Origin of the sequence: Streptomyces sp. BK022 (assembly GCF_004217355.1) — a bacterium.
Taxonomy (GTDB): domain Bacteria; phylum Actinomycetota; class Actinomycetes; order Streptomycetales; family Streptomycetaceae; genus Streptomyces; species Streptomyces griseoluteus.
Genome location: NZ_SHKU01000006.1, coordinates 450,973 through 466,377, shown reverse-complemented (window position 1 = coordinate 466,377; position 15,405 = coordinate 450,973). Strand labels below are relative to the sequence as shown.

Below are 15,405 nucleotides of genomic sequence, written 5' to 3'. Positions count from 1 at the left end.
TGAGGGGGGCGGGTGTGGCCCTAGTTGAGCGGCCGTAACCCGACCGGAGTGCTCTGAATGGTCGCGTCCCGTCCTCCTGCCTAGCGTGAGGGCATGACCGCACCGATACCGCCCGTGCCCAGGGAGATCCCGGATCTGCCCGCGATCCCCTGGGAGAGCACGCCCGTACTGATGCCGTCGTTCGTGCCGGTGACGGCGGTGGTGGCGCCGGTCCGGCGTCCTCTGGTGGCCGGGTACCGCCTGCTGACCGCGCTGCTGGCGGCGGCCGGGGTGGCCCTGGAGATCTACCTCGCCGGCCCGGCCCGCGCGCTGAGCTACTTCCAGGTGCAGAGCACGGTGCTGCTGGCGGTGGTCATGCTGGTGTCGGCCTCGCGCTCCTGGCGCCCCCGCCGCGCCCTGCCCGCGGCGCTGACGGGCGCGGTACTGCTGTACGTGGTGATCGGGGCGGTGGTGTACCACGGACTGCTGGCCCACACGACGCCCCCGTTCACCATGACGGGTGCGACGGCGCCGCCGGCGCGGTGGCACGGGCAGTGGGCGGCGCTCCAGGTGCTGCACACGCTGGTGCCGCTGGCTGCGGTGCTGGACTGGCTGCTGCTGACCCCGGCGTCACGGATGCATCTGCGGCAGGCGGCGGCCTGGCTGCTGTTCCCGCTGGCCTACCTGGTCTTCCCGCTGACCAGGGCCCGCTCCCTCTACCCCTTCCTGGACGTCACGGCCCACGGCTACCGCCACACCCTGGCCAACGCGCTCCTCCTCGGCCTGGCGATCTACGCCTCCGCGGTGGTCCTGATCGCCCTCGACCACGCCCGCCCCTCCCCGGTCCGCCGCCGCGTCTAACCGGATTTCGTCTGAGGCCCCCGGTGGGCTAAAGTAAACGACGTCGCCGCGACAGCAGCGACATCGGGGTGTAGCGCAGCTTGGCAGCGCGCTTCGTTCGGGACGAAGAGGTCGTGGGTTCAAATCCCGCCACCCCGACAGCCGTAACAACAGGTCAGGCCCGGTGCTGAGAGATCAGCGCCGGGCCTGATTTGTTGTGCGGGCCGGTGCCGGGAGCATTCCGCCCTCCGCGGCAAGGCGTCCAACCTCAGGCCCGCAGCTCGACTCGGCCGGTGGCGATCAGTTCCGCCCCGCCGACCTGATGCGGTCCGCGGCGTCGCGGAGCGCCTGGCGGGCTTCGGGGGTCCAGCCCGCGCCGACGAAGACGTGGATGGCGGTCGGCCAGACGCGCAGGTCGACAGGGGTCCCGGCGGCTCGTGCCTTGGCGGCGAACTTCTCCGCGTCCGGCAGGAGGATGTCGTGGCCGCCCTGGTAGATGGTGATGGGGGGCAGGTTCTCCAGGGTGTCGTGGAGTGGGCTGACCAGAGGGTCGGTGACACTTCTGCCGCCTGCCCAGTCCCGTCCGGCGGCGGCGAAACCGGCCGGGGCGAGCATGGGGTCGAGCTGGGTGAGGGCTGGGATGCCGGGGTTGGTCATGGTGACGTCGAGCCACGGGGAGAACAGGACCCGGCCGGCCGGCGCGCGCAGTCCCTCGTCCCGGCAGCGGATCGCCAGGCCGACGGACAGCCCCGCCCCGCAGGAGTCGCCGGCGAGGAAGACCGGGTGGCCCCCGGCCCGCTGGACCACCGTCTCGTAGACGGTGTCGAGGAACCGGTACGCGTCGTCGGCGGTGTACCGGGGGGCGAGCCCGTAGAGCGGGACGACGAACGTCGCGCCGGTCCGGCGGATCAGGGCCTCGATGATGCGCCAGTGCGCGCTGACCAGCGGCCGGACGTAGACACCGCCATGGAGGTAGATCACCTCCGTTCCCGTGGCGCCCGATCTCGGGGTGAGGGTGATGACCTCGTGGCCGTCCACGGTCTCGGTGCTGACGAGGCAGAAGCGGCGCAGGGATTCCGGGACGGGGGCGTCGGGCGGGTTGTGGCGCAGCGCCTCGCGCAGTCGCTCCTCGGTGACGAAGACGTTCGGCTTCCCGCGCAGCAGCAGGCCGGTCAGTTTCATCGCCAGGGACATGGCGTACTCCTCGGAATCCTCGAAGCCGCGCTCGCGCGACCGGTGGGCGGCGCTACCGGGTGACGGGTTCGGTGAGCGCGCTGATGAGATGGGGTGTCAGGTGCTGGGCGTCGTACGCCGGCCCGTGGATGAGCTGCAGGGCGGTGAGTCCCTCGAAGACGGCGGTGAGCAGGCGGGCCAGGTCGGCGACGGGGATGGTGGACCGGCGGCCGGTGCGGGTGAGCGCTTCGGTGAGCACCTCGGTCAGGCCCTGGGTCACCTGGTCCTCGTGGGCGGCCAACTGCTGGGCCAGTTCGGGATGTCGGGCGGCGTGGAGGGTGAACTCCATGGAGAGGAGGAACCACCGGCGTTCCTCGTCGGTACGGCCGGCCATCCGGTGCTGGATCTCGTCGATGGGGTTGTCGCCCGGCTTGACCTGGGCGGCGGCCTCCCGCAGCTCGGCCAGCACGCGGTCGGCGTGGGCGTCGTAGAGCGCGAGGAAGATCTCCTCCTTGTCGCGGTAGTTGGAGTAGAAGGCCCCGCGGGTCAGGCCGGCGCGGTCGACGATGTCGCTGATCGAGGTGGTGTGGAAGCCCTTCTCCGTGAACAGCGCGTAGGCGCTCTCGGTCAGGGCGGCCCTGGTGAGGGGGCGGCGCTTGGTGGGCGACTTCGGCATGACGGGACCTCTCTGCGGCACTCGGGTTCCGCGGCTTCGGGGCTGTGCCGCGTGTCGCCGGCTCCGCCGGACGCGGCGCGGGACCGCTTCGCCGGACGAGGACGGCAGGCCAGGCTATTCCGTCCCCGGACTCGGGCGCCGGTCAGTCGCGGGTGCCGTAGTCGTAGAAGCCGCGGCCGGTCTTGACGCCCAGGTGTCCGGCGTCGACATAGCCCTTGAGCAGCTCACGCGGCCCGGTGGGAAGGCCGGGGTTCTCGGCGGCGTAGTGGTTCTCGATGTCCAGGACGACGTCCAGGCCGACCTGGTCCATCATGCGGAACGGGCCGCCCTTCAGGCCGGTGTTGATCATCCACATCCGGTCGACGTCCTCCGGCGTGGACACGCCGTCCGCCACCACGGCCAGGGCCTCGCGCTTGATGGCCGCCCAGATGCGGTTGAAGATGAACCCGGTGCTCTCGCGGCGCGCCTCGAAGGGGAAGACCCCGTAGCGGGGCAGCACCTCCAGCAGCAGGTCCAGGACGGCCCGGTCGGTGTGGCCGCTGGACATCAGGTCGACGGCCGCCTGCGCGGGCGGCATGTAGAAGTGCATGTTGACCACGCGCTCGGGGCGGGTGACGTGGTCGACGAACTGGCTGGTCGGGTACGACGAGGAGTTGCTGGCCAGGATGGCGTCCGCGTCGGCGAGCCGGTCGAGGTCGGCGAAGACCTGCTTCTTGAGCTCCAGGCGCTCCGGGACGGCCTCGACGACCAGCCACGCGCCGGCGAGGGCCTCGGCCAGGTCGGTGGTGGAGACCACGGAACCGGGCGCACCGCCGACGCGCGAGGCGACCTCCGCCCCATGCTCCTCGACGTAGGCACACGCCTGCTTCCCGGCCTCGGCGGACGGGTCGTAGACGCGCACCTGGCCGCCGCGGGTCGCGAACATCAGGGCGATACGGCGACCGAGCGTACCCGCGCCGAGGACGGCGACCGGGCGGGCATCGATGTCGGTGGGGAGGGTGAAGGTCATGTCTGCACTTCCTTGGCGCTGGGGGGTGTGACCGACGTCCGGTTGCGGCGGCGAGCCATCGGATTCACTATGTATCCGATACACCGTGTATGCAAGTGGAGTCGCGGTCCGCCGGTCCGCTTGCCGCTCGACGAGAAGAGGCACCATGCGCGCCGAAGAGGTCCGCCGTCACATCAGCACCCCCCTGACCACCCCGGTCTACCCGGCACGGGCCACCCGGTTCACCGACCGCGAGTACCTCAACGTCGTCTACCGCACCGACCCCGAGGCCCTGCGCGGCGTCGTCCCCGAACCGCTGGAGATCGACGAGCCGCTGGTCCGCTTCGAGATCATGAAGATGGGCGACGTCGAGGGCTACGGCCCCTACCTGGAGTGCGGCCAGGTCATCCCCGTACGCCACGGCGCGGAGCACGGCGAGTACCTGCACGCCATGCACCTGGACAACTTCGCCGCCACCGCGGGCGGCCGTGAGCTCAGCGCCTACCCGAAGACCATCGGCACCCCGGCGCTCTTCCCCGACAACGGGGCCCTGGTCGGCACCCTCGACTACGGAACCCAGCGCGTCGCCACCGCGACCATGGCCTACAAGTGGGAGCCCCTCGACCTGGACGAGGCCCGCGCGCAGATCACCGTCCCCGCCTACGGCGTGAAGATCATCCCCGGCCGGGTCTGCGAACTCGCCCGCACCCAGATCACCGACATCACCGTCAAGGGCGCCTGGACCGGTCCCGCCCGCCTCGACCTGGTCCCCCACGTCATGGCACCGCTCGCCGACCTGCCCGTGCGCGAGATCGTCTCGGCCAGCCACATCATCACCGACCTCACCCTCGCCCCCTCCGTAGCCGTCCACGACTACCTCGCCCGCTGAGGCGGCGCCCGCGCCCCGTCGCCTGACACGAAGGGGGCCGGGCCGCTGATCGAGAAGATCAGCGGCCCGGCCCCCTTCACCCGGCTCGGCCGAGGCGAGGCTCGGTCCGGGGCCTCACAGCCCCAGGAGCCTGCGCAGCCAGTCCACCTGGACCACCCGGGCCGACCGGGACAGCGTCGCCTCGGGGGCGAAGCCGGTGAAGCTGTGGAAGCCGCCGGGCCAGACGTGGAGTTCGGCCACGCCTCCGGACTGCCAGATGCGGGAGGCGAAGGTGACGACCTCGTCGCGAAGGGTGTCCGCGGAACCGACGTCCATGAAGGTCGGGGGAAGGCCGGTGAGGTCCTCGGCGCGGGCGGGAGCCGCGTAGGGAGAGACGTCCGGGCCGCCGCGGCGCTCACCGAGCAGCGCCGTCCACCCCGTCTCGTTGAACGTACGGTCGAAGACGCCGAGGCCCGCCATCTGGTGGGTGGAGGGCGTGTCGTTGTGGTCGTCGAGCATCGCGCACAGCAGCATCTGCCCGACCGGCCGCGGACCCTTGCGGTCCCGGAGGAGGAGTCCCAGTGCGGCCGTGAGAGCGCCTCCCGCACTCGTGCCCGCCGTGACGATCCGCTCGGGGTCGCCGCCGAGCTCCTCCGTGTGTTCCACCGTCCACAGCAGCCCGGCGTACACGTCCTCGGCCGGCGCGGGGTACGGATGCTCCGGGGCCAGCCGGTACTCCACCGACACCACGATCGCGCCCAGCTCCCTGGCCCAGGCCAGGGGCAGTTCCACGCCGACCCTGTTGTGGCCCACGACCATGCCGCCACCGTGGGTGAAGTAGATGACGGGACGGAGACCGGCCGCCGGTGCGGTGGGGCGGCAGATCAGCAGCGAGATGTCGGGCGCGCCCTCGGGCCCCGGCACCGTACGGTCCTCCGTCTCGAAGGCGCCGTCCATGGTCACGTCCATGTCGGCCATCATCCGCAGGGCCGGGCTCTGACGGGCCGGGACGATCTGCTCAGGAGTCAGACCGGGCGGCATCACCTGGTTGATCGCCTCCAGCGCGACGGCGAGTTCGGGGTCGAAGGGGGGAGGCACGTGCGCCATGGTTCTCCTTGCTCGTCCTGAGAGGTCGGGTTGATTCGTACGATCACGACGATCGGTCACCGGCCCCGGCCCTCCAGGAGGAAGACCCGGGGCCGGCGCGTACCGCTTCCCGGGCTACGCCGCCTCGCCCCGATCCCGGTCCTCGCCGAGCGCGTTCATCAGGGCGATCTGGGCGCGGTCCCGGCGCTCGGCGAGTTCGGCGACCGACTCACCGCCGAAGGCGTCCTGGGCCTGCTGGGTGAGCAGGGAGACGGTGGGTTCGTCGAGTGCGGGCCGGCCGAGATGGGGCCAGCCGGCCGCCATCTGCGTACCCAGGTGGGTGAGGAAGTGCGGCAGGCCGCCGGGACCACCGCCGAGGTGGAAGGTGCTGAACGGCCCCGCCACGGCCCAGCGCATGCCGATCGAGTCGGTCACGATCGCGTCGAGTTCCGCCTCGGTCACCACGCCCTCGGCGACCAGGTGCACCGCCTCGCGGAAGAGCGCGGACTGCAGACGGTTGGCGACGAAGCCGGGGACCTCCTTGCGCAGGACCTGCGGCTTCTTGCCGAGCGCGGTGTAGAGGGCGCAGGCCCGTTCCACGGTCTCGGGCGAGGTCCGCTCCCCGGGCACGACCTCGACCAGCGGCACGAGGTGCGGAGGGTTGAACGGGTGGCCCACGACGAGGCGTTCCGGCTGCTCCAGCGCCTCGGCGATGGCGGTGGCGGGAACGCCGGAGGTGGAGGTGGCGAAGAGGGCGTGCGCGGGCGCGGCTTCCTCGACCGTGCGCCAGATCTCCTGCTTCACGCCCAGCCGCTCGGGGCCGTTCTCCTGCACGAGGTCGGCGTCCGCGACGGCGGCCGCGAGATCGGGCTCGAAGCGCAGCCGGCCGGTCAGCCCGTCGGTGGGCAGGCCGAGCGCGGCCAGGGTCGGGACGATCTCCTCGATGCCGGCCAGGACCTGCTCCTCGGCGTCGGGGCGCGGGTCGGTGACGGTGACGCGCAGACCGTGGGCGAGGAAGAGCGCGGCCCAGGAGGTACCGATGACGCCGGCGCCGATGACGGTGGCGTTCCGGCAGCCGGCGAGGTCGGCCGGGCCGGCCGGATCGGCGTGGGTGACCGGGGTGGAGGGGGTGTCGGGCATGGCGGAGACGCCTTTCGTACTCAGTGGCCGTGCCCTCCAGTACATGCGGTCGATCGACAACCGTTCAATATCAAACAAGGGTGATGCCATATCCTCTGGGATATGGACTTGTCCAGCCGACTACTCGAACAGTTTCTGGTCGTGGCCGAGGAGCGGCACTTCGGGCGGGCGGCCGAGCGCCTCTCGATGCGCCAGCCACCGCTCAGCCAGGCCATCCAGCGGCTCGAACGCCGCGTGGGCGTCCAGCTCCTCGACCGCGGACCCGGCGGTGTCCGCCTCACCCCGGCCGGCGAGGCTTTCGCGACCGACGCGGCCCGCCTGCTCGCCGCCGAGACGGCGGCCCTCGACCGGGCCCGCCGCGTCGGCAAAGGACTGGAAGGCGACCTGAGCCTCGGCTACGTGAGCCTGCTGAGCCTGCGCTATCTGCCCCGGCTGCTGGGCGCGGCGGCCCGGGAGCTCCCCGGCCTGCGCATCCGGCTGCACCAAGACTCCTCGGCCGTGGTGGCCGACATGGTCCGCGCGGGCTCACTCGACCTGGGCTTCGTCCGTGACCCCAGCACCGTCCCGGCGGAACTGGTCACCAGCGTGTTCGCCCGCGAACGCGTCATGGCCGCCCTGCCGACGGGCCACCCCCTGGCTCATGTCGAGGCCCTGGACCTGGCCGATCTGCGCGACGAACCGTTCGTCCTGCCGACCGAGAGCGCTCTGCCGGCGCTGCGCGGACAGATCCACCGCGTCTGTGAGGCTGCCGGGTTCACCCCGACCGTCCTGGCGTCCGCCGACGACCTCACCGGCCTGCTCAGCTACGTCGCCTCGGGCCTGTGCGTCAGCCTGCTGACGGAAGCGCTGCTCGACCTGCCGGTGCCCGGCATCACCTACGTCCCGCTGCGCGGAGCGCCGGGACGCCTGAAGAGCACCGTCACCGCCGTCCACCGACCGGACCCGGACCCGGCCGTACGACGGGTACTGGAGCTGGCCACCGGGCTGTACGGCGGTGGCTGAGGAGAACCTCCAAGGGGCGAGGTGCCTCCCCACGTTGATGGGTACCTCACCTGTTCCTGCACGCGGTCACCGAGGGGCATGACGGATGACGAACGCACCCCTCCCCGCCGGCTGGACTCTCCCACGCATCCGGGACGTATCCGGCGATCAAGAAGCTGTCACCCTGAGTGCCGAGCGCGTGGTGCGCCGGGTTTCCCACACCGGAACCCACGAGAGACTCCATCCCGAGATCGTCCTCGGCTTCCACAGCCTGTGCCTCGTGAAGCCCCTCCATGACGACTGCTGGTACATGGGCAGCCTGAACGAGGACGGCTCCGCCGACTGCTGGACGCGTTACGACGATCTGCACGAGGCGCTGCGCGGCCTCTGAAGGCTTGCCAGGCCGTTCCGGTACGCCTCGGTCAGCGCGGGTGGAACCGGGCGTGGTGGGTGGGGGCGTATGCGCCGCCACCACGAGGAGGTCGAGATGGCGGGCCGCTTGGCTGCGGGCGTAGCGAGGGAAGCGGGCTCGGGCTGCGTCGGTGCCCTCCGGGACGGCCGCTGTCATGAAGGGCTTGGTGCCGGCCAGCAGGATGTAGCCGGGGGGAAGTGCAGCGCGCCTTGGTGGCCGGGGGTCCAGAGGAGGGTCGGCGATCGGGTGGCCGCGTCGGCGGGGATGGCGCGGGCACGCGCCCCACTTCCTTGAATCTCCGGCCACTCACCAACGACGCCGAAAACCTCCTCGTCACCGGGAGTCGAAAACCCTTTGCCCGCAAGTGATCTCACCCTCCCTCTTCTCCCCCATCCCAATACGCTGAGACTTTAGCCAGAAAGGCAGTCTGAGCAGCGGCTTCTACCCGCATGACCGGAGACGCGACGACCAGAGTGACGCCATCTCCTTCAGAGATGGCGACATCAGCCACTACTTCCGTAGCGATCCCCTCAACACTGAGCGAGCGAATTCCGCCGAACGAGATTTCGAGCTGAACCGTGTTGAAACCCTGTGCGACCCATTTCTTAGGCACGTTTTCCGGAAATACTGGAAGGTCAAAACGCAAGATGACAGTCGGACCGTCCTCCTGCAGCCTGACCTCCCGAATGCGCACATTGGAAAGCGGCGGCGGATCACCTCCATAGATGGCAATGACGCCTTGTGCGTTATAGACCAGAGAAGTCCAGGACACGTCACATTCCATTCAAGTGGACTAGTACTCGTAATGCTGCGCAGTACCGGCAACTTTACCAGTCCGAGGGTTGTTGAGCGGGCGCACATTAAAATGACGCCCCTGGTCGCCCACTCCACCTTCTCCATAATAGTGACCGTACGCGTGATCTTGAATAATCACCTTACTGCCGTCGCTCCGCGTATAGTCATATTCTCTCGTAACGACTGGATTATTCGCTTCGTCCATCACCTGGGCGCCCGACCGTTCTCTCATCTCCACCTTGCGGATAGCATCGGGATGTTGTGACATCGGTATGCCCAGGTCACGCTTTGCCTCGCGCAAAGCCGCATTCCTGCTACTCAAATGCTTGTGAGAAACGGTTTCCGGGCAGGGTGCGAGACCCAGGGGATCACACCAAGTATGCGGATTACGGACATACGCGAACGAGTTGGGCGCCGCCTCAAGCCCGAGTGGGTCGCTCGTGAGATACCGCGCCGTCTCCGGGTCGTAGTGCCGGAAGTAGTTGTAGTGCAACCCCGTCTCAGGGTCGAAGTACTGCCCCGGGAAGCGCAGCGGCGTGTACGCCGTGCTGTCCGCCGCCCACGCCGTCGTGCCCCACAGCGTGCTGCGCGTACGCCAGGCCGTCTCGCCCTGTTCGTCGACCAGTTCCGTCGGGGTGCCGATCAGGTCGGTGACGATGGCGTAGAAGCGGGAGTCGATGTCCGCTTCGGACGTGGTGGAGGTGATGCGTTCTGTCTGGGTGACCGGGTGGAGGCCGTGGTGGTCCCAGGTGAGGGTCACCGGGTGGGGCAACTCGGCCGAGGACGTGGTCTGTTCGCAGAGGGTGGTGCCGTCCCAGGTGAACTCCACGCGCTCCACGACCGTCTCGCCCGCCATGCGGAGCTTGGCCGTGCGGCGGCCCAGGGGGTCGTAGGTGTAGTGCCAGCGGGTGCCGTCCGGGGTGGTGACCGCGGTGAGGCGGTCCTCGGTGTCCCACTCGTAGCGCCAGGTGTCCGGGCGGCGGGAGAGGCGGGTCTTCTGGCGGAGGACCGTGCGGCCGAGGGCGTCGTGTTCGTAGCGGATGCCGCCCGCCCGGGTGATGCGCGTGCCGGTGTAGGCGCGCGGGCCCCTCGCCTCGACGCCCGGGTGGGCCGAGGGCCAGCTCGCCTCGGTCTGGTTGCCCGCCTCGTCGTACACGTACCGCTCCGTCCAGCCGGCCGCGTGGACCGCCGTGACCCGGCCGGTGGCGTCCAGGGCGAAGGTGCGGGAGGACAGGTCGTCGTCGATGCGGGTGACATTGCCGTCCGCCCGGTACTCGTAGGCGCGATGGCGGAGGAGGCCGCCGCGCGCCGTCCGTACCGACTGGGCCTGGAGGCGGCCCAGTACGTCGAAGGTGTGCTCCAGGGAGAGTGACTCGCCTATGTGGCGGCCGACTTCGCGGCCCGCCGCGTCGTAGGTGAAGTCGATGCTGTGGCCGGAGGCGACCATGCCGGTGCGGCGGCCCGCCGGGTCGTAGGACCAGGTGGTCGTGGCGCCGGTGGGGGTGGTGCGGCCGGTGCGGCGGCCGAGGGCGTCGTACGTGTACGTCGTCGTGCGGCCGTCGACCGTCTCCGAAACCGTGCGGCCGTAGCGGTCGCGCAGGATGCGGAGAGTGCCGCCGTCCGGGCCGACCGCCTCGGCCAGTTGGTCGGTGAGGTCGAAGGCGTACGTGGTGACCGCGCCCGCCGCGTCCTTGCGGACGGTGCGGCCCAGCTCGTCCCGCTCGAAGGCGATGGTCTCGCCGAGCGCGTCGGTGCGGGCGGTGAGGCGGCTCGCGGGGTCGTAGGCGTAGCTGAGCGTGCGGTCGTCGAAGTCCTTCTCCGCCGCGAGGCGTCCCGCCGGGTCGTACGTGTAACTCCACGTCAGGCCCTGCGGGTTGGTGACCTCCGTCAGCCTCAGCTCGGTGTCGTAGGTGAAGGCGTGCCGTACTCCGTCCGGGCCGGTGCGGGCCGTCAGGAGGTCGAAGTGGGTGTACTCGAAGCGGGAGACCTGGCCGAGGGCGTCGGTGTGGGTGGTGCGGTTGCCCTCACCGTCGTACGTCCACGACTCGGCCGTGCCGTCCGCCGCCGTACGGCGGGCCAGGTGGCCCTCCACCGTCCACTCCAGGCGGGTCACCGCACCCGTCGGGTCGGTGACCGTGACCGGACGGCCGAAGGCGTCGCGCTCGTAGGACGTGGTCGCGCCCACCGGGTCGGTGACGCGCAGCGGGAGGCCGGCGCGGTCGGTGGCGATGGTGGTGGCGTGCCCGAGCGGGTCGGTGACGGAGATCAGGTGGCCGGCGTCGTCGTACGCGAGGTGCGTGGTCTGGCCCGCCGCGTCGGTGATCGAGGTGAGGTTGCCGTGGTCGTCGTAGGTCTGGCGGACGGTGGTGCCGTCGGGGCGGGTCACCTTCACCGGGAGGCCGCGCGCGTCGTACTCGGCGCGGGCCTCACGGCCGTCGGGGCGGATCACCTTCACCGGGTTGCCGTCGGCGTCGCGGTGGAACTCCGTGGTGTGGCCGAGGGGGTCGGTCACCGACAGGAGGCGGTTGCGGCGGTCGCGCCGGTAGCGGATGGTGGCGCCGAGCGGGTCGGTCTCGGCGACGACCTGGCAGCGGCGGTTGACGCGGTAGTGGCTGGTGTGGCCGAGGGAGTCGGTGATGGCGGTGACGGATTCGCCGGTGGCCGGGTCCGGGTCGCCGTAGGCGAAGGTGGAGCGCAGGTGGCCTTCGGCGCCGGACTGGTGGACGCAGCGGTCCTGGTCGTCGTAGCCGTAGGTGAAGTGGCTGTCGTTGGTGTCGGTCCAGGAGGTGATGCGGGCCGAGGCGTCGTAGGTGAAGCGGGTGGGGCGGCCGGAGGAGTTGGTGACCTCGGTGAGGTGGCCGCCGGTGTGGCCGTAGCGGATCAGCTCCTGGTCGGCGCCCGTGAGGCGGAGGGCGGTGACGCGGCCCTCCGCGGTGGCTATCCCCAGGTGGTAGCCGCCGCTGTGGACAAGCGCGCTGGGCGCGCCGTCGGCGTCGTACTCGAAGGTGATCCAGTTGCCGTTGCGGTCGTCGAGCTGTTCCAGGACCGCGAGGGTGTCGGAGCGGTCGGCGAAGTGCCGGGTGTGCCCGGACTCCGGGTCGGTGAGGGTGTAGCCGCCCTCCACCCGGTCCAGTGACCACCGCGGCCCGTGCGAGGGCAGGGTGGGCACGCCGGGCGCGGGGTGCGGAAAGGCCAGGACGAGGCCGTCCTCGCCGACGAACACCACGCCCTCGGTGTCCGTCTCCAGCCGCTGGTCGAGCGTGGAGGACCAGGAGGGGCCGAACCACCCGCCGAGCCGGTACGACGACTCGAACTGCCGCTTGACCAGCAGCGGAAGGACCCCCGGCAGGGCCACGTCGGTCTGCGGCAGCACCATGCGGCCGGTGGCGACGTCGACGGGGTCCTTCTCGCAGATCTTCTCGCCCGGACGCCGGGCCACGTCGTCCGCGTCCTTCTCGACGACGTTCCGTGCGGTACGGCGGATGCCCTGGCTCGCGGCCTCCTCCGCGCCCTCCTTCACGGCGAGCCGGAGCCCGCCGCGTGCCAGCCCCGCCCCCTTGGTGCCGATCAGCTCCGGGATCAGGCGGCCGACGAACTCCGACGGGTCCTTCTTGAAGCCGTCGACGGCCGCCTGGACCGTGCGCTCGGGGTGGGTGCCGGCGGAGACCAGACCGGAGAGCGTCATGCTGACGTTCTGCAGGTAGGCCGCCGGGTGCGTCAGGTTGTAGGGGTCCGTCGGGTTCAGGCCGCGGGCGAAGTTGACCAGGCCGGCCGTGCCCTTCAGGGCGCCCCCGACCACGTGGGTCAGTTCGGTGTTGGCGGCCTGGAAGCCGTCGGTGAAGTCGTGGCCCAGCCGTTCCAGCGGCGGGGGCTCCGCGGGGGCGTGTGCGAGGGCGGCCTTGATCTTGCCCTGGGCCTCGGCGGCGGCGGTGTTGCGCTGCTTGCGTGCCTCGGCCAGCTTGGCCACGGCCGCCTTGATGTCAGCCTTGCCCGCCCCTGTGTCCTGCACCGGCTTCACGCCCGGGTCCTCGCCCGCGCGGGCCTTCGCGTTGTAGGCGTCGGCCTTCTTCTGATAGTCGTCCGCCGCGTCGTCGAACGCCTTCGTGCCCTTCTTGTACAGCTCGACGGCCTCCGCCGCCTGCTTCTGCGCCCAGGTGACCGTGTCGGCGTACCGTTCCAGCGCGCCGGCCGCAGACCCGCACGCCTCGGCCGCGTGGGCCCACTTGGTGGGGTGGACACCGAACTTCTCACGGAAGGCGTCACCGCCCTCGCCCTTCCAGCCCGCCGAGTCGATCTTCTTCAGGCCCGAGCCGACCTTGTCGAACGCCCCGTGGAAGTCCGTCAGGTGCTTCGCGCTCTCGCGGATCTTCTCCGGCTTGCCGTGGACGAGCTCGTCGGCCTGTTCGGTCTGGCCGAGCTGCTGCTCGCCCGGCATCGCGCCCAGGTCGGAGGCGACCTCGTCGCCCCAGTCCTCCACGCCGTCGGCCCAGTCGTGCAGGCCGACGCGGTCCAGCGCACCGCCGAGCTTGTCCGTGCCCTCGTCGACGAGTTCGCCGACCTTCTTCTTGCCCTTGTCGTACAGGTCCTCGGCACCGCCCAGCACCGAGTTGGTGAGGTCCCCCAGCCCCATCAGCCCTCACCGCCCTGCTGCTCGGCCGCCTTGGCGCGGGCTTCCGGGGAGGGGCCGAAGGTGTCGTCGAGGAACTGGTCGTACTCCCCGTCGGACACGCCCGCCGCGCGGCGCACGTACTCCGGGGTGACGGGGATCGTGCCGACCATCTCCGAGGTCATCGCGTCCCGCCCGGCGTCCTTCCAGCCCTGCTTGCTGTTCTCCCACGCCTGCTCGAACGACTCCGGTGAGTAGTCCACCGTGCGGCCGGACTTGGCGATGTCCCCCCAGCCCATCCTCTCCACGTCCTCCTCGGAGGCGTACGGGTTGCCCACCGCCGAGTTCGCCACGATCTTGACGCTGCCCTTGAGGTACTGCTCGGTCTCGTAGTACGTGCCCGCCGAGAGGTTCGTCTTCAGCGCGAACGCGTTGCCCTCCGCGACCAGCGCGCGTACGCCCCACTCCCAGCGCTCGCAGAACGTCTTCAGCTCACCGGTCAGGCCCTCATGGCCCAACTCCAGCCCCGACAGCGCGATTCCGGAGAAGCCGCGCCCCGCCCCGGCCTCGCCGGCCATGCCCAGCTCGCCCAGTTCGCCCAGCGCCTCCGTCAGGCCCTTCGCGATCTCCTCCAGGCCCTGCGCCTGGAGATCCATCCCGCCCTCGCCGCTCATACCGCACCCCCGTGCCGTACCTCGTCGTCCAGGTCCACCGCCGCGCCGTCCGGCACGATGCCCGCCACCGGCGGGAACACCATCCCCTCCGAACCGTCCGCGCAGTCCAGCGCCACCCCGCACGGCACGCCCGCGGCGGGCACGGCCACATCCAGCAACCGCGCTCCCAGCACCCGCTGGTACGTCCACTCCCGCGCCGACTCCCCCCGCGCCGTGGCGTACCGGGCGAGCGCCTGCTCGTCGGAGAAGGCCAGGATGAAACGGATGCCGTTGAAGTCGGCCGTCAACATCGCCTGTTCGCCACCAGGATCACCACCCAGCGGCACGAGCACGGGAGTACGGCGGAACTCCCCCAACAGCTCGGCGAACTCCCGTCTCCGCGCCGCCACTTCCGCCGCCCGAGCGGGCGCTGTGCCCGACTCCGCCATGCGGTCCCCGTTCTCAGACATGCCGCCATCATCACGACCGCGACGAGAGCGGACAAGTTCCTACCCGTCACACCCTTGTCACGTGCGGGATGCGGCGGTCGCCGAAAACTACGCCCGGGGGTGGCCGGCGGCCTGGCCCCTGCTGCCCGGACCTGGTGTGTGGGAGCCGGCCCTGGCCGCCGTCATCCTCGCGCCGACGGACGCCGCGCTCGGGCGGCTCGGCATCACGGCCGGCTGGGCCGGGGCAAGTCTGCTGGGCCGGTCGCTGACCAGAGGGTGGAGCACCTCCGACTGGCGGCAGTTGCTGGTCCTTGCCGTTGCGGGTCGTCCGGGCGCGAACGTCACTCCTGGGCGTAGGCCCTCAGCGCCGCCAGGTAGACGGTCCGGGCGACCGCTTCGAGGGTGATCTCGGGGGCGGTGACGTGTACGGCGACCCCGCCCCCGACCGCCGTGAGGGTGACGTCCGCCGTGATCTCGGTGCCGAAACCGTGCAGGGTGAGGGCGCTCAGGCCGGTGAACGACAGCTCGATCTGCACGGTGTCGAAGCCCTGGGCAGCCCATTTCCGGGGCGGTTCGGCGGGATAGGGCAGGTCGAGGTGGAAGGTGAGGGCGGGGCCCTCGTCGCGGAGGTCGAGCCGGTGCAGGCGTACCGCGGTGAGGGGTGGGGGCGCCGCGCCGTAAACCGCCCTCAGACCCTGGGGGTTGACGAGGTGGGTGAGCCAGGGCTCAGCGGGCATGGGGGCGTCTCCTCCGAGGGAT

Annotated in this window: 14 protein-coding genes and 1 tRNA gene; 5 read left to right on the top strand and 10 right to left on the bottom strand. The window is 70.8% G+C overall.

All coding sequences use genetic code 11. The features are described from left to right. The first annotated feature begins 93 nt into the window (after nt 1–93). Nucleotides 94–840: a Pr6Pr family membrane protein gene (locus EV284_RS25935; protein WP_130338215.1), complete on the top strand. Its 747-nt coding sequence runs from the start codon at nt 94–96 to the stop codon at nt 838–840. 64 nt (nt 841–904) lie between these two features. Further along, nucleotides 905–978: transfer RNA gene (locus tag EV284_RS25930), tRNA-Pro, on the top strand. Nucleotides 979–1,119: 141 nt separating this feature from the next. On the opposite strand, the gene EV284_RS25925 is transcribed toward EV284_RS25930, so the two are convergent. The 3 genes from EV284_RS25925 to EV284_RS25915 form a co-directional block, all read right to left on the bottom strand. Beyond that, nucleotides 1,120–2,013 carry an alpha/beta hydrolase gene (locus EV284_RS25925; protein WP_130338213.1) on the bottom strand — a complete coding sequence of 298 codons (894 nt, stop codon included), beginning with the start codon at nt 2,011–2,013 and terminating at the stop codon, nt 1,120–1,122. Between the two features lie 52 nt (nt 2,014–2,065). After that, nucleotides 2,066–2,668: a TetR/AcrR family transcriptional regulator gene (locus EV284_RS25920; protein ID WP_130338211.1), complete on the bottom strand. Its 603-nt coding sequence runs from the start codon at nt 2,666–2,668 to the stop codon at nt 2,066–2,068. Nucleotides 2,669–2,810: 142 nt separating this feature from the next. Next, entirely contained in the window at nt 2,811–3,677 is an 867-nt protein-coding gene (locus tag EV284_RS25915) for a 3-hydroxyacyl-CoA dehydrogenase NAD-binding domain-containing protein (RefSeq protein WP_130338209.1), read from the bottom strand. A 145-nt stretch (nt 3,678–3,822) separates the two neighbouring features. Between EV284_RS25915 and EV284_RS25910 the strand changes: the two genes are divergently transcribed. Next, the gene (locus tag EV284_RS25910; RefSeq protein WP_130338207.1) at nt 3,823–4,545 is read left to right on the top strand and encodes an acetoacetate decarboxylase; all 723 of its coding nucleotides are present in this window, start codon (nt 3,823–3,825) and stop codon (nt 4,543–4,545) included. A gap of 114 nt (nt 4,546–4,659) precedes the next feature. Here the strand turns inward: EV284_RS25910 and EV284_RS25905 are convergent, their stop codons facing one another. Then, nucleotides 4,660–5,631, bottom strand: coding sequence for an alpha/beta hydrolase (locus EV284_RS25905; RefSeq protein ID WP_130338205.1), 972 nt, complete (start codon nt 5,629–5,631; stop codon nt 4,660–4,662). A 114-nt stretch (nt 5,632–5,745) separates the two neighbouring features. Then, a complete protein-coding gene (locus EV284_RS25900) occupies nt 5,746–6,750 on the bottom strand; it encodes a 3-hydroxyacyl-CoA dehydrogenase NAD-binding domain-containing protein (RefSeq protein ID WP_130338203.1) in 1,005 nt (334 codons plus the stop codon). 102 nt (nt 6,751–6,852) lie between these two features. Here EV284_RS25900 and EV284_RS25895 point away from each other — a divergent pair, with 102 nt between their 5' ends. Both EV284_RS25895 and EV284_RS25890 read left to right on the top strand, forming a co-directional pair. Further along, nucleotides 6,853–7,752, top strand: coding sequence for a LysR substrate-binding domain-containing protein (locus EV284_RS25895; protein WP_130338201.1), 900 nt, complete (start codon nt 6,853–6,855; stop codon nt 7,750–7,752). A gap of 85 nt (nt 7,753–7,837) precedes the next feature. Beyond that, complete coding sequence (locus EV284_RS25890; protein ID WP_130338199.1) at nt 7,838–8,122, top strand: hypothetical protein; 285 nt, start codon at nt 7,838–7,840, stop codon at nt 8,120–8,122. Nucleotides 8,123–8,513: 391 nt separating this feature from the next. Here EV284_RS25890 and EV284_RS25885 read toward each other — a convergent pair whose 3' ends face one another. From EV284_RS25885 to EV284_RS25865, 5 genes are all read right to left on the bottom strand, one after another. After that, entirely contained in the window at nt 8,514–8,915 is a 402-nt protein-coding gene (locus EV284_RS25885; protein WP_165425643.1) for an Imm50 family immunity protein, read from the bottom strand. A gap of 21 nt (nt 8,916–8,936) precedes the next feature. Further along, entirely contained in the window at nt 8,937–13,568 is a 4,632-nt protein-coding gene (locus tag EV284_RS25880) for a putative T7SS-secreted protein (RefSeq protein WP_130338195.1), read from the bottom strand. Beyond that, nucleotides 13,568–14,218 carry a hypothetical protein gene (locus EV284_RS25875; RefSeq protein ID WP_130338193.1) on the bottom strand — a complete coding sequence of 217 codons (651 nt, stop codon included), beginning with the start codon at nt 14,216–14,218 and terminating at the stop codon, nt 13,568–13,570. The genes EV284_RS25880 and EV284_RS25875 overlap by 1 nt, the downstream gene beginning before the upstream one ends. Then, a complete protein-coding gene (locus tag EV284_RS25870) occupies nt 14,215–14,646 on the bottom strand; it encodes a hypothetical protein (protein ID WP_130338481.1) in 432 nt (143 codons plus the stop codon). Before EV284_RS25870 ends, EV284_RS25875 begins: the two co-directional genes overlap by 4 nt. A 341-nt stretch (nt 14,647–14,987) precedes the next feature. Beyond that, on the bottom strand, nt 14,988–15,383 hold the full coding sequence (locus tag EV284_RS25865) for an Imm50 family immunity protein (RefSeq protein ID WP_165425642.1): 396 nt from the start codon (nt 15,381–15,383) through the stop codon (nt 14,988–14,990). Nucleotides 15,384–15,405: the final 22 nt, after the last annotated feature.